The following is an 18,340-nucleotide window of genomic DNA, read 5'->3' as shown; positions in this document are numbered from 1 at the left end:
GCTCTTTTTTTATTGGAAAACATCTCCCAGAATGGCTGTATTTACTGGTCTTTCAGTTTCATAGAATATGATACAGTGAAATGGAGGAGTGAGAATATAATGAAAGAATTAAAAGGAAAAATAGAAGACTATACTCGGTTCGGACAAATTCTTCTCGCTGTAAGTACATTGTTAATGGTTGGCTTGTTGATTCCGAATGGAGCAAAAGAGACAATCCAATTTTTTGTTATGATGGGGAGCATCGTTATATTTTTAAGTTTATCGTTCTTTTTCTTTCAGCGTGTGAAAGTGATGCGTGACCAGCTAGAGGAAAATGAATGTGAATAATATTGTTAAGTAGAGCGCGGCGAAAAGAAAAAATCTTTTTGTCACGCTTTTTGTTTTTTGTAGAAAAATGTATGCGTTTCGTGTTGACAATGATAATCCTTATCAATTAAAGTAGAATAGTAGTTAATGATTATCATTATCAATTAGAGGTGAAGGAATGAAAAAATCTATTACGCTATTTACAGCGATTTTATCTATTTTTTTCTTGTTAATAGGTTGCAGTGCCAAAGGGGACGAAAAAGCGTCTGCAACCAAAACAGAAAAAGGAAAAGAGAAAATCGAAATTACTGACCTATCAGGAAGAAAGGTAACATTCGATAAAGTGCCAGAAAATTTTGCAACATTAAGTATGGGGGACATGGATATTATTCATGCTTTAGGTGGAAAAATAGTAGGTCGCCCGGATACGAAATTAACTCTTCCAGAGGAGTTAAAGAAAGCACAAGTAATTGGGAATGCACATCAACCGAATTTTGAGCAAATTGCTAGTTTAAAGCCCGATGTACTTGTTGCTAACAATGGATTCCAAAAGAATGTGCCAACGGTTGAAGGACAAGGAACGCAAGTTATCATTTCTTCTGCGAATTCTGTACAAGATATTCAAAAGAATATTGAATTATATGGAACGGTAATGAAGAAAGAAGATAAAGCAAAAGAAATTAATCAAAAAATGAATGATCAAATGAAGAAATATGAGAAAAAGAGCGATGTGAAAGCATTGCTAGTGTATGGCGCACCAGGTACTTATTTAGCGGCATTACCAACATCTTTATCAGGTGATATTTTAGAAAAAACAGGCGGAAAAAATATTGCTTCTGATTTTCCAGAAACGAAAGAATATCCGCAATATGCACAGCTAAGTGTAGAACGTATTATTGAGGCGAATCCAGATGTGATTTATTTAATTACACACGGAGATCCAAAAAGTGTGAAAAAAGCATTCGAAGGCGAAATGATGAAAAATGAAGCGTGGAAAAATTTAGAGGCAGTAAAACAAAACCGCGTAGTTATTTTGCCACCTGATTTATTTGGATCTAATCCTGGTACAAAAGTTACAGAAGCAATGGATTTTATGTATAAAAGTATACAAGATGTAAGGAAATGATACGTATGGAAAGTAGTGAAGTAGTAAGAGAAAAGGAACATCCTTTTGCGAAAAAAAGATGGATAATAGCAGTTACTTTAGTTGTATTAACAATCCTAGGTCTCTTGTACGGTCTTTTCGCAGGAAGTTTATCCTTTTCTATACGAGATATTTTAACAGGTATACAAGAGGAAGGTTCGACAGTTCATCGAATTGTATGGGATCTTCGCATACCGAGAGTGCTTATTGGGTTTATAGTAGGAACATGTTTAGCTGCATCTGGTACACTGCTACAAGGGGTTATGAGAAACCCTCTTGCAGATCCTGGTATTATCGGAGTTTCATCTGGAGCAGGCCTTGTAGCAATTGTCATCATGATTTTATTCCCACAGCATCTAGCTTTTTTACCACTAGGGGCGTTTTTAGGAGCTTTCATAACAGCGATGGTTATTTATGCTTTATCATGGCAAAAAGGGGCACCACCTTCAAGAATCGTCTTAGTAGGGGTGTCGATCAATGCATTAATTGGTGCAGCAACGTCAGCATTAATGTTATTACATAGTGACAAAGTACAATCGGTGTTACCGTGGTTAGCGGGCGGTATTGGTGGTGTAAGTTGGGCACATTTAAACATGATTATTTATTATGCAATATTCGCCATTATATTAGCTTTCTTTGGTATTAAGCATATTCGAGTGTTAATGCTTGGAGATGAAATGGCAAAGTTATTAGGACATAATGTGGAAAAAAGTCGGTTTTATTTAATCGTAGTAAGTACATTATTAGCTGGAATTGCAGTAAGTGTGTCTGGTCTTATTGGATTTGTCGGTCTTGTCGTACCACATATGCTACGTTTATTAGTTGGAAATGATTATAGATATTTGCTACCTTTATCATGCCTTGGCGGCGGGGTATTACTTGTTTTTGCGGATGCAATAGCTCGAAGTTGGTTTGACCCAATCGAATTGCCTGTTGGTATTTTACTGTCCTTCTTAGGTGGTCCGTTCTTCTTATATTTAATTCATAGAGGAGGAAAACAAAGTGATTTCCGTTAACAAAGTGTTTTACGCACACTCTGAAAGATTTCAAATGCAAAATATGAATGTACATATTAAGGCTGGAGAAATCGTTAGTTTAATTGGTCCGAATGGATCGGGAAAATCTACTTTGCTTCGTTTAATAGCAAGGCTACTGAAACAAAGCGAAGGGGACATCATTTTAGATGGGAAAAATATTCATATGATGAAGAGTGCTGATGTAGCGAAGCAATTAGCAATGTTACCACAAATGCATGATCATCAATTAGATTTAACAGTGAAAGAACTAATTGAGTTCGGAAGAGGTCCACATAAATCATGGAGTAGCCGCTTAAATAAAGAAGATGAAGAAATTGTTGATTGGGCATTGTCTGTTACAAATCTTGAAGGGTATGAATATCGTCTTTTACATTCTTTATCAGGAGGGGAACGGCAACGTGCTTGGATTGCGATGACGTTAGCGCAACGTACAAATGTCTTATTATTGGATGAACCAACAACCTTTTTAGATATCGTTCACCAGTTGGAAGTAATGGAACTTGTGAAACGATTAAATGAGGAGTTTGGAATGACAATTATAATGGTTTTACATGACATTAACCAAGCTGCTCAATATAGCGATCGTTTACTTGTATTAAAGCGAGGAAAGATTCAGTATGATGGTATACCAGAAGAAGTACTATGCCATGAAATGTTTCAACATGTATTTGGCATAGATGTAGATATTTTTCAAGGAAGTGACAAGCCTTTTTTTACACCGAAACGAATTTCTAAAAGGGGAGAAGAGCGATGCAAACAGAAGAGCGTATTACCACGGAATTAGTAAGAGAATTTGTTATGGCAGCTCACGGGGATTTAGAGAAAGTACAAGAGCTATTGGTTGAATCACCAAGCTTACTTCACGCCTCTTATAATTGGGGTGGATCAGATTGGGAAAGTGCGTTAGGCGCATCGGCACATGTAGGTCGTAAAGATATTGCTCTTTATTTACTAGAAAAGGGTGCTCGGATGGATATTTTTGCAGCAGCTATGCTTGGTGAATTAGAAGTTGTACAAGCTATTTTAGTAGCTCAACCAGAAGCATTGCGTGCATCTGGCCCTCATGGTATTTCTCTTCTTCAACATGCACGAATGGGTGGAGAGAAATCTAAGCGTGTATATGATTATTTAGCAATACTATCTTAATGAACGAAGGAAGTTCTTATGTGCGGTAAACTTTTCACTTGAAACAATTGGAAAGTTTACCGCCCGTTAGAACGGGATAAGTATCTAGTATATTTGAAAATCCTACACCCCCCTCAATTGTAGTTTTCTTTATGCTAGTTATGATATGGATGCAGTGGACAATATTTGTCTACTGCTTTTTTTAGTTATTTAGAATGAATATTCTGTATTTTATCGCTGGTTCATTTATCCCGCTATTTTCCAGGCAGTAAGACTCTCGCCTAAAAATTCAGTTAAAGAAAAGAAGTTAGACGGGAGATCCACTGCCCGTAAACGTCGGATTGGTAAAGGCTAATAATCATTGGGGTGAACAAAATTCCCCACTGATTAAAGTTTCACTTTATAATAAATAGTAACATACCGTATACATACAAAACATGATCGTGAAATGAAGAATAAATTAGTGGAAAGGAGTGCCAGCATGTTTCATACAGAACGTTTACAAATTCGCAAATATACAATGGATGATTTACAGTTCTACGCTTCACTATGGGGGAACGAGAAGGTAATGCGTTATATTGGAAATGGGACATTAAAAACATATATGCAGTGTAAAAAAAGTCTGGAGGAATGGGTGATTCCTAGCTATAAAAACGGTCTCGGTTTATTTGTATTGATTGAAAAGGAAACGGGAACAAGAATTGGTCATGCAGGGCTGGTAAAGCAGAAAATAGATGGAAAAGAGGAAATTGAAATTGGTTATTGGTTACTTCCTCAGTATTGGGGAAAAGGGTATGCAAAAGAAGCGGCGGCAGCATTTCGTGACTATGGTTTCCAAGCATTACGAATGAATAAATTAATTTCTCTTATTAATCCGAATCATCCCGCCTCAATATTTGTTGCTAGAAAAACTGGGCTCAGCTACGAGAAAACAACGTCATTTCATGGAATCGATGCTCTAGTTTATTCTATTAAGCGTGTTGGATGAAAAAATTACTTTTTTAAAGGTAAATTGCATTTTTTGAAGAATGGTATATGAAAATAAAGGGAGGGGTTACATGTACATTTATCATAATGGACTTATTATTCGTGAGGGAACGAGTAGTGTACCAGCATATGCAATTAAAGCTTTATTTGAAGATGCCGGTTGGAGTAATGATAATATCCCTTCTTGGCAAATTGAAAAATTTACGATAGCATTCGAAAATTCAACATGGGCTTTCACAATTTGGGATGAGGAAGAGATGATTGCGATGGTTAGAGTCATTTCTGATGGAATTATGATTGCGAACATAGTAAATTTAGTTGTGAAGTGTGAATATAGAGGGAAGGGATTAGGTAAGAAGCTTGTAGCTCTTTGCCTGCAAAAACTTCCCCACGGTGATTGGTTTGCGCATACATCAGCGAACAATTTTGATTTTTATAGAAGCTGTGGATTTGAAGTTAGAGAGCTATCGAGAAATGGAACATGTGCGTATTATGGATATCAAGTCGCAAAAAGAGATGGTCACCGATAAATGAATGGAAAGTAAAAAAGTATAGCGAGGTAATTTTGAGACTTTTGATAATAGAGAATGGATTGAGGCTCGTTTTATGATAAAATAAAAGAAAATTCTGTTTATTATTAGGGGGATAAAAATGAGTGTAAAAGCTGGGGATGTATTTAAATATGAAAGAAGATTTACTGAGGAAGAAGTTTTTGAATTTGCAAATATTACAGGTGATAAAGGTAGACACCATGTGGAATACGATGAAAATGGAAGATTAATGGTTCATGGTTTATTGACTGCTAGCATTGGGACGAAAGTGGGAGAAGAGTTACATTACATAGCAAGAGAATTAGTAAGTGAGTTTATTAGACCAGTTTTCACAGGAGATACGATCACTTGTGAACTAACTTTAACAAATGTTGAGCAAATGGAAGGCTATAAAAAAGTTTCAATCGAGTCAGTTTATCGCAATCAGCATGAGAAGACTGTACTAGTTGGGACAAGTTATGGAATTATAAGGGGATAAAAAGAAGCCTGTTTAACAGGCTTCTTTTTTATTATTTAGTAAACACGTTTTCGATTTTCTGCATAACTAGAGATGAGTAATAATGCAGTTTCTTCTCCTATATTACGAACAATATGAGGAACGCATGCATTCCATGAGAAAGAATCACCTTCTTCTACAATTGCAATATCTTCACCGTGCTGAACTTCTAATTTTCCGCGTAATACAAGGTGACATTCTTCCCCTTCATGGGCATTTGGTGAATTTTCTTTCGGGAATCCAGTAGGGATTTCTACTAAAGATAGGCGAAGGCCCCCTTGCTCCGCAACATGTTCAATTCTTTGCTCATCTTTGCCGTATACACTGTATTTCCGTTCTTCTTTTTTGACAATTTTTAATCGATCTTTTTGCTCTAACAATAAATAGGGAAGGGGAACGTTTAAAAAATTGGAGATCGTTTCTAAAGTTGAGATAGATGGTGATGTTTTATTATTTTCAACCTGACTCATAAATCCTTTAGAAAGACCTGTTCCCTCACAAATTTGTGCGATTGTTATGCCCCTACGTTGACGAATTTCACGTATTGCAGAACCAATATTCATAAAATCAAGCTCCTTTTTGTAAACAACTATTTGTATCATAGCAAAAAAAATATATTTTTTCCCAGTGAAAATGAATTGACGAATAAAAAAAATTAGTGTATGTTTTGTAATGTGAATAAAAGTTTTGTATAAGGAAACTATAAAGGAGAGAATGAAATGAATCAACATATTGGTAACTTAATTATTCGTATCGTGTTAGGGGTAACATTCTTCATGCACGGTTTAACAAAATTCCAATCAGGAATTGACAATATTGCAGGATGGTTTACAAGTATTGGTTTACCAGGAGGACTTGCATACGGTGTAGCAACGTTTGAATTAGTTGGAGGTCTATTATTAATTCTAGGTTTAGGTGTAAGATATATTGGATTATTATTTGCACTTGTTATGGTTGGAGCAATCGTAAAAGTGAAATGGTCAGCTGGTTTATTGGGAGATGGAAAAAATCCTGGTTTCGAATTAGAACTTGCATTATTAGCAATGGGTGCATACTTATTTGTTGCAAAAGCTGATGGCTTTGTAGATAATTTCTTAAAAGAAAAAATGTCAAAGAAGAACTAATTTAAATGGGGGGGCTAACAAGATGAGTTTTCAACTTCATCCCGATACAACACTTGATGTTGTTCATTTATACGTATCTAATGTAAAGAAATCACTAGAGTTTTATACGGAAGTACTAAGTATGAAGGTGCTAAGAGAAGAAGAAGCAGTCGTTACATTTGGGAATGAAAATGATGAACCACTTCTTATCATTGAAGAAAAGAAAGAAGCTTTTCCGAAGCAAAGAGGAAGAACAGGGTTATATCATTACGCAATTTTATTACCAAGTAGACAGGATTTAGCGAATGTTCTTCGTCATCTTGTAGAGATGGTATATCCACTACATGGCGGAGCCGATCATTACTTTAGTGAAGCTCTTTATTTAGCTGATCCAGATGGAAACGGGATTGAAATTTATCATGATCGACAAAAAGAAGTTTGGCGTGATGAGAATGGAGAACTCCCATTTGTTAGTAACCCGTTAGCTGGTGAAGAATTATTACAGCAAGGAAGTACATGGAATGGCTTTCCAGCTGGTACTGTGATGGGGCATATTCATTTTCATGTAGCTGATTTAGAGGAAGCGAAACGTTTCTATGTTGATGGTCTTGGTTTTGAAGTAACGATCCCAGCTCGTAATGGAGCGTTGTTCGTATCAGCAGGTGGTTATCATCATCATATCGGTTTAAATACGTGGCAAGGTGAAGGGGTACCACCGCAAATGCCAGGTTCTGTTGGTTTAAAATATTTCACAATTGTACTAGCGGATGAAAAACAAAAAGAGCAAGTATGTGAAAGCTTAAAAAATATTGGCAAGATTGCTACGTACAAAGATGGAATATTACAAGTCGAGGATCCATTTGGACATTGTATCCATTTCAAAATAAAAGGAGAAGCCTAAAAAGGCTTCTCTTTTTTATTTTCTTATAATTGCATTTTCGTTTTGTAAAAATAGTTCGTCAAATTGTTTTGCAAGCTCAAAATCTAGTTTCGTTAAACCTTTTGCATTCCAAGATGACAAAGTAATAATAACTGCTTTATACTGGATAAGGATAAATGGATGGTGATTATGTTCTTCTGATAGTTTGGCGGCTTCAGAGACAAATTCGACTCCTTTTAAGTAGTCGGAAAACATATATTTTCGTTCAATCCATTTCTCATCTTTTACCATCCATTTATCTACCTTCAATAATTCCTCGTGAACTTCTTCTTCAGTTAATCTTAGCATCATTTTTCACATCCTTTACTGGAAGTAACGCAAGACCATTGTTAATAAGGCGTGTTACAGCTTCGTCAGTTGTGAAAGTAGAAAGTTGATGTAGTAATGCTGCAGATGTTTCATGCCCTTTGTTATGCTCTAAAAGTAACTCTAATACTTCAAGGCGCAGCAACCATTCTTTCTCATAAAATTTATTTAATACTTCTTGAATTGCTACTAATTGATCGATATGCGCGTCGTGTAAAATCCCCTCACTTCGAATATCTCGAACTGTTTGATACATACGTTCAAGTTCATTCAGTACAAGTGGAGCAGGAATTTCGTGAACTTCTTCATCCATTGGGAAAAATGCTGCGGCATCTGCGGCACCTGGGAATACTGAAGTGATTTGTGAGCCAACAGCCATATCAAATGCGCCCCATGAAGCATCAAATAAAACGCGGGCGTTATAAGTAACTGTGCAATCGATAAAGGAAATAAGAGCAATTTTCTTATCGTTTTTTACAATATCTGTTACTGTTCCTTTTACATGAATACCACTTGCAAAAGTAAACTCAGCGATAGTTCCAATTGTAATTCCTAATGATTGTAGTTGTTCGTCTGTACAATTTTCTAATGCAATATTTTCAGTGAGTAATCCAATCGGTGTTCCAAATCCGTCACTGTGTACAGAAGTAGAATGATTTGCTAACTGTTTATTATGAAGCGCTAATGCCGTTGGCGAATTTGTTCGCATGTAAATTAATTCACCTGCATCGTTTTCAATTGTCTCGCTAAATGTACCTGTAATTTGTAATCCACTATTTAGCTCAGCTGTTGCATAGTTCTCAGAGCGAATTGCTTTTTCTAAACCTTCTTTTCCACCTGTTTTAAAGGCCATTGTTTTAGAAAATGTTTCAAGCGCATCTGTTAATTCTTCAAAGGATTCACAAACAAATAGTTGTGGTTGCATTTTTGTTACGTCATAAGTTGTCCCTATACATGCTTCGATAGAAAATGGAACCTTTTCTACAGCGTCTGTTAAGCAATGTTTGCTTTCGCCAACAGAAGAAAGGAGACCAGCACCATATATCTTTGGATCATCTATATTTCCGATCAATCCATATTCTACTGTCCACCAGAAAAGACGTGAAATTTGTTCAGCTTCTGATAAACCAGAAACTAAGTTTTGTTTTTCAATTACAGCATTTTCAGCAGCCTTAACTTCATCAGGAGTAGAAGTAGGGCTTTCTTTCACTATCGTTAATGTACGAACAGCTTCAAATGCATCATGTTCTTCTTTTGTAGAGAAAGCTTTTGCACCAATTTGCCCAAAACGTTTCACATATTTTGCATATGTAGGATCAAGTAAAATCGGTGCGTGTCCTGCGGCTTCGTGTACAATATCTGGAGCTGGTGTGTACTCGATATTTTCTACTTTCCGAATATCTGTTGCGATCGGTAGTAATCCGTGTCCTTGAAAATCGAAGAATGCTACGCCGGGAATAAGTCCGTCAATCGTTACAGCGCCCCAGCCACTTGGTGCCAAACACTCATTCATTTCTTCTACTTTTGGAATTGCATCTATATTAATACCAGATGATTGTAGTCCGTTCACATAGGCTGGATGAGCAACGTCTTTTAAGAAGCTATGATTTTGTCTCATAATGTAACGCCACACAGCGTGATTCACCGGTGTGTATTGATCATAATGTTGTGTGGATACGAATGGTTTTAAATGCGATGGAATTTCTGTTTTCTTTGTCATTTAGACATCCTCCTTTTTTTCTATAAAATTGAATATCGATTTCGTATAGCTTGTATCACCTCCCTTCATTATTTGTAAGCGCTTATAAAATTTTATCATAAGATTCGGAATTATTTAACATCTGTTTCTGTGAGAAATAGAAAAAGCCCCTATCGGAAAATCCGATAGGGGCGAAAGAATCGCGGTACCACCCTATTTGTAAGTGAAAATATACTTACATCTCAATTAATGATAACGGAAAAATTCCGTCTTTTCCTTCATGCATAAAAGCACTACGAAAAAGAAGCTCCAGAATTGTAATTCATACTTATATATGTGCTAATTTCCACCGACCATTAGCTCTCTGTAACAGGGATATAAGATACTACTGCGATTCTTTCAACGCGTATATATGAAATTGTGTAAGAGGATGGACGCAAAAAAGTCCCTATCGGAAAATCCGATAGGGACGATAAAAATCGCGGTACCACCCTATTTGTAAACAACTAATTGTTTACCACTCACTTTACGATAACGGAAAGATCCGTCTTTCTCTTCATGCATAAAAAGCATTACGGGAAAGAAGCTCCAGAATTGTAATTCACGCTTGTATATGTACTGATTCGCACCAACCATCAGTTCTCTGAGACAGTGATATAAGTCGCTACTAGTATTCCTTCAAAGCCGATATATAATTCGTTCAACTAAACTATGTTTTGTATTATAAAACTATATTAAAAAAATTGTCAACAAAAATTTTTTATCCCGTGTTAATGAGCAGTAAAATTCCTACCTCAAAATTCGGTTGGAGCAAAGAAGTGAGATGGGAGATTAACTGCCCGTAACTCCCGATTGGTGAAGGCTAATAATCAGTGGGGATGAACGAAATCTCCACTGATTAAAATTTTACTTTATTTCACTTCTAAATTAACAGTTAAATTAGAGGTATTGCCAGCTGCATCAGTTGCTACAATGTGAATAGTATTTTTTCCTTCTTGTAATTGAGTGCGATCGAAATAAATGTCATAGCTTTTCTCCCAAGGGTTCAGGAATGCCTGTTCCCATACACCATTTCCGTTAATTTCATATTGCATTCTCACTGGAATACCAGGTGCTATCCAACCAGATTCTGACATCCAATCTAGTAGAATATCATCAACTTTTCCTCTAATTACGAGATTTTCTTGGTCAACCTCGTGTGTTAACTTAGGTGCAGTTCGATCAAGAAATACAGCAGCTGTTTGCTTTGTTTCCCCGCCAGAATTAGAAGCAACTGCTTCAATTTGATATAGCCCATCAGTTAAAGGAGTGCCATCTGCTTTTGTACCATTCCATTTGAAAGGTTTATACCCAGGAGTTGCATTTTTAGCTTGATGGATAATCCCTTGATACGTTACACGTTCTTTCGTAACTAAATTTGCATGCAATGTGATATCATCCACAGGCGCAACTAAATAGTAGTTGATGAGATTATCATCTAGTACGTGGTCGCCATTTGGGCTAAAAGTAGAATTAATAATTTCAAGTCCATCGATACGTTTATAATCTTTAGGATCGATACTAAATGTGAATGGAATTCGAATTTCTTCTTTTGCCCCTTGTTCTTTTACATATACATTTCCAGTATACACACCTTGTTGTAGTGAGCTATCTACAGTGATAGTAAATGGTTTTTCGGTACTACTATTCGGTTGAATGCTAATCGATGAAGGGACAGAAGCTTTTACTTTTGTTTTTGTGTTTGCATCTAGTAATTCCACACGAGTTGAAAAACTTTTCTTTTTACTAGAAAGGTTTTGTAATGTAACATTTTGCGTCAGTTTTACTTTTCCGCTATTGGGCTTAATAAGACCGAAGCTGACATTGTTAGGTTTTACTAATACATTTGTTTGAGCTGCTTTCGGAATGTTAATTAAACCAGATCCTTGTGCCATAACAGGGTATGTATTTTCATTGACATCATGTAATGTTTTGGCATTGTTGGCAAGAGCCGCTTTCAATTGTTCTGTCGTCCAATCAGGATGCATTTGACGCAAGAGGGCAACCGCTCCAGCTACTTGCGGAGCAGCCATACTTGTTCCGTTATGCGATTCATAGCCGCCTCGCGGTACTGTACTAGTAATTTGTACTCCAGGTGCAACAACATCAGGCTTTATTAGCCAACTTCCTTGTGATGGTCCTCTTGAACTAAAGTTACCGATAAGTTCTGTTTGCTTTGGTTGTCCAATTTTTATATTTTTCTTTCGTTTTGTAATTAAAGTTTTTAATTCTTCCCCATTTGTATTTGATAATTGCATTACTGGGACAGCTAGATGTTCACGTGAAAAATATTCCGGCATCATATTAATTTCTTTTTCGCTAGAGATTAATAACACACCAAGTGCACCAGCTTGCTTCGCTTGTCCTGCTTTTACTAATGTACTAGAAGTACCTTGTAAAATAAGTGCGAATTTCCCTTTCACATCTTGTTTTGCATAATCACTTGGATTGCCATAACCAACATATACAAGAGGAGAATCATTTCCTATTGGAAAATCGGATTTTGATAATGGTAATCCTTGATATGTTTTGCTGGAACCAGTTACTTGGAATGTTGGAAACGGGATAGAAACCGTAGATGCTCCAACAGAAATGACACTACTTGCGTTACCGGGAGCATCAACAGACCAAGGTTTTGGTCCGTCATTTCCATTTGAAACGACAGCAGTAACACCAAGTTTCGCTGCTCGTTCTAACGTTAATGTTACAGGCTGATCAGGTACATTTAAATCCTGCCCAAGGGAGAGGTTTAACACATCCGCACCATCTTGAATTGCTCGCTCAATTCCTTGGATAATATCATCTGTTGTACCAGTTCCACCGTCATTCATTACACGATAGGCTAGAATAGAAGCGTTTGGAGCAACGCCTTTAATTTTTCCGTTACCCGCAATAATTCCAGCTACATGAGTACCATGTACGTTACCATCCATTGGATCGTTATCTTCATCAACCGTGTCATATCCACCGATATAATTTGCCTTTAGGTCAGGGTGTGTATAGTCTACGCCAGAGTCGATAATGGCTACTTTCATGTCTTTTCCATCAAGCGGTTTGCCAAATGGATCTTTTAAATTCCACGCTTCAGGTGCACCAATTGTCGGTCCACCGATATTTGGTGCTTCTTCGTTAATAGCACTTTTTGATGTTTCATGCAATTTATATGTTAAGTTCGGATAGACTGCTTTTACTTCAGGTAAAGAGGCAAGAGAGGTAATTTGATCTCCAGGAATTGAAATAGAGAATCCGGAAAATAACGTATTATACACTTCTTTAATTTTTGCACCAGGTGCTTTTTCTTTTATTTTCTTAGTCGTATCTTCTTGTGCTTTTTTGAGCTCAGCATGATAAGACTGTGCATTACTATTTTGTAAATCTGGAGCATGCTGAATATTACTTTGAGCAGCGAGAGGTGCATGTTGTAATTCTACAATTACTGATATTTCTTTTGTTGTTTTCGTTTCAACATTTTGAGCGATTTTATGTTCTCCCCACTGTTCAATCGTTGTTTTTAATTGTGGACTAAATTGCTTCTCCTTTTGTAGTGATTCAGCATGAGCACTTAAAGCTCCAAAACTAGAAAAGACAAGCGCCATGCTTAATAGTGTAGATGTAGTTTTTTTCATTGATACTCCCCCTAATAAAAAATGCCAATATTCAGAAATAAAATCTTGCATTTTAGTTAGAAATTATACATATAAATGTTGGCTAAACTATACTTTCGACATATTGTAGGGATAAAGTGAGGAATGCTATGAGGGAAATGGAGTGATGGTATGAAAAGGCTAATAGTAAGTAGTAGTGTAGTGTTGTTTATGTTTTTATGTTCTATCACTATTACTAGTGCAGAAAATAATAGTGTGAAAGTTGCTTTTATTCGTCATCATAATCTTTGGATTAAAGTTGATGGGAAAGAAATACAGATTACAAAAGGAGAGTACATAACAGGGCCGAAGTGGTCATATGATGGGGAATGGCTAGCGTATGTAAAAGGGAAGAAACAAAGTATTCTTGAGTTATATCGGCTGAAAGATGGAAAGAAAGTTACGCCGTTTCACTCAGAAGCATCGAATTATCAATGGTCACCAACAGAAAATATAATTGCATTTATATTTACAGGTACATTAAATACATTTGATGTAGAAAAAAAGAATGCAGATTTTGAAAATGTATCGGCTGGTGTAGGGGATTATGCATGGTACCCCGATGGAAAGAACTTTCTTGTATCCTCTGAAGCGCACTTACTTCCAACAGGATGGACAGGGGCTCAGCTATATGAAGTGCAAAAAGATGCACATATGAATCCTCACAAAATGAAGCATTTGTATGCATTGCCAAATGAACACGATGATTTCCTAGCGCTAGTAGCAAGTGGCTTTAAGTGGTCACCAGATCAAAAGTGGATTTCATTTTTAGCAGTACCGACAGCTTCATGGTCAGCTGATAGTAATACGCTTTGCTTAGTTCGAGCAGATGGTAGTCGGTTTGAAATAGTAGATCAAATGCTATTAAATACAGAATGGTTCAAATGGGCGCCATCAAAAAACATATTGGCTTATATTGAAGGAAGCGGGAGAGTTGCATTAGAGAATAAACATTTAAAAATAAAAGAACTGCCAGCACTCCAGCAGCAAACATTTACGCCGAAAGGATATGTGGATTGGGATTTTACATGGAAGAACGATAATGTAATTATCGTTTCACGAGCAAAAGAGGGAGGGTTTGAAACTCTGCCAGAAAAAAGGCCATTCCCATCTTTATATGAGATAAATAGCACAAGCGATAAACAATATCAAATTACAAAGTCATCTAATAAGCAAGGCGATTATCATCCAATTTTCATGAAGAAGAGCAATCAATTAATATGGATACGTTCAGATCGTAAGAAAGCTAATATATGGATAGCTCATAGTGATGGAAAACATGAAAAAAAGTGGATTGAAAATGTAGATATACCAGAGTGGTATTATGAGAAATGGAATTGGGAAAATGTTATCTCGGTGAAAGAAGAATAAAAAACTGCCTAAAAGATCGTTTTAGGCAGTTTTTTACTGTTATTTATGTGTTTTATTTGGCTTCTTTTTCGCTGGGTTTCCGTTCCCTTGACGTTTTCTATTTTGTTCATCTTTTGCTTGTTTTTCATGTAGTGTATCTAAAAATTCATTCGAGTTACTCATGTTTATATCTCTCCTTTCATTTTGTCATGATTACTATAACCATTTAGGAGGATAATCATGAGTTAGAAGTTAGGCACTTAATTTTCTTCGATAATGTAAGTAAAATATTCCATACATAACAAATAGCATGAGTAAAACTTGTAACTCTACATTTTCTTTTAAAATAGCTGCGATAGTGTCTGGTAAGTACGGTGATTTATCGTTTGTGCTTAAACCTAACCATTTATTTAAGAGGCTAATGGTACAAAACATAAAAACACCGGACCAGCTTGCCGTAATTGCTTTTTGCTTAATTTTTGTTTCACGTTCATCATCTGTAATCCAAGGATTAGCAGTTTTATCACTACTAAAGAAGCCGTTTATATATCCCCATACAATCATTCCAATAAAGACAATTATCCATTTCATATATGTAATTCTCCTTTCTATGTAAAAAGTTTTTTACATATAATATTGTAATATTTTACAAAGTTTCATGTCAAATGTTTTTTACATATTGGTTTTCATATAGCAGGAATAAAGTATGAGATAGGGAAGAAATATGTAAGAGGATTTCATAATGAGAGGAGGAAGGGGATGAAAATCGTCTTTGTTCGGCACGGGGAAGGAGAACATACAAGGGATTTGCCATCAAGTTTAAAAGTGCTTCATCCGCCATTGACGGATGAAGGAAGGAATCAGGCTAAATTACTTCAATGCAATGTGCCATTACAAGAGGCGGATATATTAATTGCTAGTCCTACACTTAGAACTTTGCAAACGGCGACAATATGGAGTGCGAAAGTTGCTTGTCAAAAAATCGTTCATCCATATGTATCTCCGCGTATTTTTCCTTATCGAGAAGAAGCGAGAACATTACCGTGCGATTATATAGTAGATCAGGGAATGATAACAAAGTTATTTCCGCATTTTTCGATAGAGAAAAGCTCAAATAATCAGTTATGGAAGGAAGGTATAAACACTATTTCAGAGAATAGTTTTCAGCAAATAGTAGATAAATTTCTTCTTTGGTGTTATGAACTGGGTGCTGAAAGAATTTGCATTGTATCTCACGATGGAACAATTACAGCATATAGGCAATATTTACAGAAAGTCGTTTTAACTAGATCAGATTTTTTGAAAGAAACGGGCATATATGAAATGGATTTATCCCATAAAATTCTGATTGATAAGGGCTGATTATAGGATGGGGGTTGTATGTTGAATATTGCATTAGTAGTTGGTTTTAATTCGGATTTAGAGGCGCAATCAATCCGAGCATCTCTTGAATATTTTGGTGCAAGGGTTGTGACATATTGGATTGGTAGACCGAAAGATTTTGTGGAAGTTCTTTCTGGAAAGAACTTATTTAACGATATTAATTATATTATTTTTTGCTTTCATGGTGAAGAAGGGAAGTTTGTCATGGAAGAGTTAGGCGAAGAAGTATATGAACAAGATGAACCGAGAGGGTATTTTGGTACAGAAGAAATTTATAAATATGCAAAATTGCATAATACACATATTGTAAATAGCGGGTGCACGTTAGGGGAGCAAAATCTAGCAAAATCTTTTTTACATAGTGGTGCGAAATCATATATTGGATCGATTGATTATGTAGATGGAAATGCAGCACTTATGTTTACTATACGCTTATTTTATGGGGTTATTAACCATGGGAAAACGTTAGAAGAAGCCTTTCAAGAAGCGAGTTTAATTGATGAGGAGACACATACATTTCGATTCTATAATTAGTGTGAAACACGTTTATTCTATATTCGAATAAACGTGTTTCACATTTAACTCACATTTTTTTTACATTTTTTTCAATGAAAATGGTTATCACTTGTGGTATGATATGTTCAAGTTTTTACAGGTAATAAAAGTTACTATATAAACGTTAGTTTTTAATGTTTCATACGCATGTCACAGATTATTCATAATTAACGTTTGAAAAATAAGTAACTAATGTTATTATATTATCTGTAACTAACTTAATTACAACTTTAGGAGGAAGATATGGTTATTCAATTTTTAAGAGAAAACAAAGCAGTTTCTTTTGCATTAGCAGTAATTCGAGTATATCTTGGTTACACATGGTTAATGGCTGGAATCGGTAAACTACAAGGAAAAGGATTCGATGCAACAGGTTATTTGCAAGGGGCAATTGAAAAATCTAAAGGTGCACAACCGGCTGTTCAATCTTGGTGGGCATCATTCTTACAAGAATTTGCAATTCCAAATGTAGATTTGTTTAATACACTTGTAACATGGGGAGAAATTTTAGTCGGAATTGGTTTAATTGTAGGCTGTTTAACAAAAACAGCGGTCTTTTTTGGTCTTGTAATGAACTTTTCCTATATGTTTAGTGGGTCAATTGGTGTGAACCCTGAGATGGTTATCTTATCTATGTTTGTTCTTGTTTCCGGTATGAACGCTGGGAAATTTGGAATGGATGGCTTCGTTATCCCGAAAGTATTAGGATCAAAAACTCCAAAACGCCAAAAGCAAGCTGCTTAATATATGAAAACGGGTATCTCATTTTGAGATACCCGTTTATGTTATTTTTCAACTTTAATCGGATTGTTCTTAAAGAAATCTTTTACATACCCGACAAATTCTTGTGGTTCTTGGCGAAATGGTGCATGATAACCTTTTTCAATAATATGTAAAGTGCTATTTTTTAAGAATTGATGATACGTTTCTCCTTCTTTCCAGGAAACGCTACTATCATTTCTGCCCCATATAATTAAAGTTGGCTGTTTTATTTCATTTGCATTAATTTTAAGACGTCTAGGCCATAATTTCATTTTATTATAATGCTCTTCATCATTACGTTTGAATTTCACTTTGCTTTCATCATAATCTGTAATAGAAGAAACGGCATTTAAATCAGTCGACAATTGTGGTTTTGGTGAGCCTTGTTTATTAACGAATGTATGAGGGCCACCTGTAGCATCAGTTAAAATAAGGTGAGAAACTGCTTCAGGATATAAATATGTTAAATTTAGAGAAATTTCTCCCCCCATGGAATGCCCCAGTATTGCGAATGAATCATACCCTAGTTTTTTCATTAATTTATAATACAAATTTGCATGAGTTGGAAAAGAATAATAAAAATCCATTGGCTTAGATGAGCGCCCGAATCCTAAAGCATCTACAGAAATAATTGTATGATCTTTTGCTAAATCGGAGTAAATCTTTTGAAAACCATCTGATGACCCTCCAAAGCCATGAATCATAAGTAAAGGTGGTTTTTCATTACCAATCTTTTTAAAGTAAATGGTTTGACCATCTATTTCTACCATTTTTTCCTCGGTAGCTAGTTTCGCTGTAATTGTATTTTTAACTTGTTTTACTTGTTCTACTGGCTTTTCTGCTGCACTACATCCTACTAATAGTGTAAGAGTAAGACAACCTACCATAAAATAGCTAAATCGCTTCAATTAGG

At 35.8% G+C, this 18,340-nt stretch carries 21 protein-coding genes and 2 other annotated features; of the genes, 14 read left to right on the top strand and 7 right to left on the bottom strand.

Features of this window, described 5'->3' with window-relative positions; translation table 11 throughout:
* The first annotated feature begins 99 nt into the window (after nucleotides 1-99).
* The 8 genes from ACUN13_RS03265 (at nucleotide 100) to ACUN13_RS03230 (ending at nucleotide 5,628) form a co-directional block, all read left to right on the top strand.
* Entirely contained in the window at nucleotides 100-327 is a 228-nt protein-coding gene (locus ACUN13_RS03265; protein ID WP_000661263.1) for a YrhC family protein, read from the top strand.
* A 157-nt stretch (nucleotides 328-484) separates the two neighbouring features.
* Nucleotides 485-1,432, top strand: a complete 948-nt coding sequence (locus tag ACUN13_RS03260) for an ABC transporter substrate-binding protein (RefSeq protein ID WP_000748452.1) — start codon at nucleotides 485-487, stop codon at nucleotides 1,430-1,432.
* A gap of 5 nt (nucleotides 1,433-1,437) precedes the next feature.
* Nucleotides 1,438-2,466, top strand: coding sequence for a FecCD family ABC transporter permease (locus tag ACUN13_RS03255; RefSeq protein ID WP_002024813.1), 1,029 nt, complete (start codon nucleotides 1,438-1,440; stop codon nucleotides 2,464-2,466).
* Nucleotides 2,453-3,271: an ABC transporter ATP-binding protein gene (locus tag ACUN13_RS03250; RefSeq protein ID WP_006926759.1), complete on the top strand. Its 819-nt coding sequence runs from the start codon at nucleotides 2,453-2,455 to the stop codon at nucleotides 3,269-3,271. The genes ACUN13_RS03255 and ACUN13_RS03250 overlap by 14 nt, the downstream gene beginning before the upstream one ends.
* Nucleotides 3,238-3,633 carry an ankyrin repeat domain-containing protein gene (locus ACUN13_RS03245; protein ID WP_001192766.1) on the top strand — a complete coding sequence of 132 codons (396 nt, stop codon included), beginning with the start codon at nucleotides 3,238-3,240 and terminating at the stop codon, nucleotides 3,631-3,633. The genes ACUN13_RS03250 and ACUN13_RS03245 overlap by 34 nt, the downstream gene beginning before the upstream one ends.
* Before the next feature lie 427 nt (nucleotides 3,634-4,060).
* Complete coding sequence (locus ACUN13_RS03240) at nucleotides 4,061-4,600, top strand: GNAT family N-acetyltransferase (RefSeq protein WP_004408018.1); 540 nt, start codon at nucleotides 4,061-4,063, stop codon at nucleotides 4,598-4,600.
* Between the two features lie 70 nt (nucleotides 4,601-4,670).
* On the top strand, nucleotides 4,671-5,129 hold the full coding sequence (locus ACUN13_RS03235) for a GNAT family N-acetyltransferase (protein WP_000276126.1): 459 nt from the start codon (nucleotides 4,671-4,673) through the stop codon (nucleotides 5,127-5,129).
* A 121-nt stretch (nucleotides 5,130-5,250) separates the two neighbouring features.
* On the top strand, nucleotides 5,251-5,628 hold the full coding sequence (locus tag ACUN13_RS03230) for a MaoC/PaaZ C-terminal domain-containing protein (protein ID WP_000111564.1): 378 nt from the start codon (nucleotides 5,251-5,253) through the stop codon (nucleotides 5,626-5,628).
* 35 nt (nucleotides 5,629-5,663) lie between these two features.
* Here ACUN13_RS03230 and ACUN13_RS03225 read toward each other — a convergent pair whose 3' ends face one another.
* Nucleotides 5,664-6,209 carry a helix-turn-helix domain-containing protein gene (locus tag ACUN13_RS03225; protein ID WP_001020693.1) on the bottom strand — a complete coding sequence of 182 codons (546 nt, stop codon included), beginning with the start codon at nucleotides 6,207-6,209 and terminating at the stop codon, nucleotides 5,664-5,666.
* A 156-nt stretch (nucleotides 6,210-6,365) separates the two neighbouring features.
* Here ACUN13_RS03225 and ACUN13_RS03220 point away from each other — a divergent pair, with 156 nt between their 5' ends.
* The gene (locus ACUN13_RS03220) at nucleotides 6,366-6,770 is read left to right on the top strand and encodes a DoxX family protein (protein ID WP_001071553.1); all 405 of its coding nucleotides are present in this window, start codon (nucleotides 6,366-6,368) and stop codon (nucleotides 6,768-6,770) included.
* 22 nt (nucleotides 6,771-6,792) lie between these two features.
* Complete coding sequence (locus ACUN13_RS03215) at nucleotides 6,793-7,650, top strand: VOC family protein (RefSeq protein ID WP_000009847.1); 858 nt, start codon at nucleotides 6,793-6,795, stop codon at nucleotides 7,648-7,650.
* 15 nt (nucleotides 7,651-7,665) lie between these two features.
* On the opposite strand, the gene ACUN13_RS03210 is transcribed toward ACUN13_RS03215, so the two are convergent.
* From ACUN13_RS03210 to ACUN13_RS03200, 3 genes are all read right to left on the bottom strand, one after another.
* On the bottom strand, nucleotides 7,666-7,980 hold the full coding sequence (locus ACUN13_RS03210) for a 4a-hydroxytetrahydrobiopterin dehydratase (RefSeq protein ID WP_000979538.1): 315 nt from the start codon (nucleotides 7,978-7,980) through the stop codon (nucleotides 7,666-7,668).
* Nucleotides 7,961-9,715, bottom strand: a complete 1,755-nt coding sequence (locus ACUN13_RS03205; protein WP_088345847.1) for an aromatic amino acid hydroxylase — start codon at nucleotides 9,713-9,715, stop codon at nucleotides 7,961-7,963. Before ACUN13_RS03205 ends, ACUN13_RS03210 begins: the two co-directional genes overlap by 20 nt.
* Nucleotides 9,716-9,878: 163 nt before the next feature.
* Nucleotides 9,879-10,106 (bottom strand) — a binding site (T-box leader).
* Nucleotides 10,107-10,156: 50 nt separating this feature from the next.
* Nucleotides 10,157-10,385 (bottom strand) — a binding site (T-box leader).
* A 220-nt stretch (nucleotides 10,386-10,605) separates the two neighbouring features.
* Nucleotides 10,606-13,359, bottom strand: coding sequence for a S8 family peptidase (locus ACUN13_RS03200; protein WP_410989131.1), 2,754 nt, complete (start codon nucleotides 13,357-13,359; stop codon nucleotides 10,606-10,608).
* Nucleotides 13,360-13,509: 150 nt separating this feature from the next.
* On the opposite strand from ACUN13_RS03200, the gene ACUN13_RS03195 reads away from it, so the two are divergent.
* Nucleotides 13,510-14,748, top strand: a complete 1,239-nt coding sequence (locus tag ACUN13_RS03195) for a TolB family protein (protein WP_445423660.1) — start codon at nucleotides 13,510-13,512, stop codon at nucleotides 14,746-14,748.
* 39 nt (nucleotides 14,749-14,787) lie between these two features.
* Here ACUN13_RS03195 and ACUN13_RS03190 read toward each other — a convergent pair whose 3' ends face one another.
* On the bottom strand, nucleotides 14,788-14,910 hold the full coding sequence (locus ACUN13_RS03190) for a DUF4023 domain-containing protein (RefSeq protein ID WP_000071866.1): 123 nt from the start codon (nucleotides 14,908-14,910) through the stop codon (nucleotides 14,788-14,790).
* A gap of 69 nt (nucleotides 14,911-14,979) precedes the next feature.
* Nucleotides 14,980-15,318 carry a hypothetical protein gene (locus tag ACUN13_RS03185; protein WP_000871150.1) on the bottom strand — a complete coding sequence of 113 codons (339 nt, stop codon included), beginning with the start codon at nucleotides 15,316-15,318 and terminating at the stop codon, nucleotides 14,980-14,982.
* Nucleotides 15,319-15,486: 168 nt separating this feature from the next.
* Here ACUN13_RS03185 and ACUN13_RS03180 point away from each other — a divergent pair, with 168 nt between their 5' ends.
* The 3 genes from ACUN13_RS03180 (at nucleotide 15,487) to ACUN13_RS03170 (ending at nucleotide 17,409) form a co-directional block, all read left to right on the top strand.
* Nucleotides 15,487-16,089 carry a histidine phosphatase family protein gene (locus ACUN13_RS03180; protein WP_000706238.1) on the top strand — a complete coding sequence of 201 codons (603 nt, stop codon included), beginning with the start codon at nucleotides 15,487-15,489 and terminating at the stop codon, nucleotides 16,087-16,089.
* 18 nt (nucleotides 16,090-16,107) lie between these two features.
* Entirely contained in the window at nucleotides 16,108-16,644 is a 537-nt protein-coding gene (locus ACUN13_RS03175) for a hypothetical protein (RefSeq protein ID WP_000931925.1), read from the top strand.
* A 264-nt stretch (nucleotides 16,645-16,908) separates the two neighbouring features.
* Complete coding sequence (locus ACUN13_RS03170) at nucleotides 16,909-17,409, top strand: DoxX family protein (RefSeq protein WP_000236592.1); 501 nt, start codon at nucleotides 16,909-16,911, stop codon at nucleotides 17,407-17,409.
* 41 nt (nucleotides 17,410-17,450) lie between these two features.
* Here ACUN13_RS03170 and ACUN13_RS03165 read toward each other — a convergent pair whose 3' ends face one another.
* Nucleotides 17,451-18,335, bottom strand: a complete 885-nt coding sequence (locus ACUN13_RS03165) for an alpha/beta fold hydrolase (protein ID WP_000819807.1) — start codon at nucleotides 18,333-18,335, stop codon at nucleotides 17,451-17,453.
* Nucleotides 18,336-18,340 lie beyond the last annotated feature (5 nt).

Source organism: Bacillus cereus group sp. Bce041, assembly GCF_052646455.1.
The sequence above is the reverse complement of the archived record's forward strand: the minus strand, read 5'-3'. Positions and strand labels throughout refer to the sequence as shown.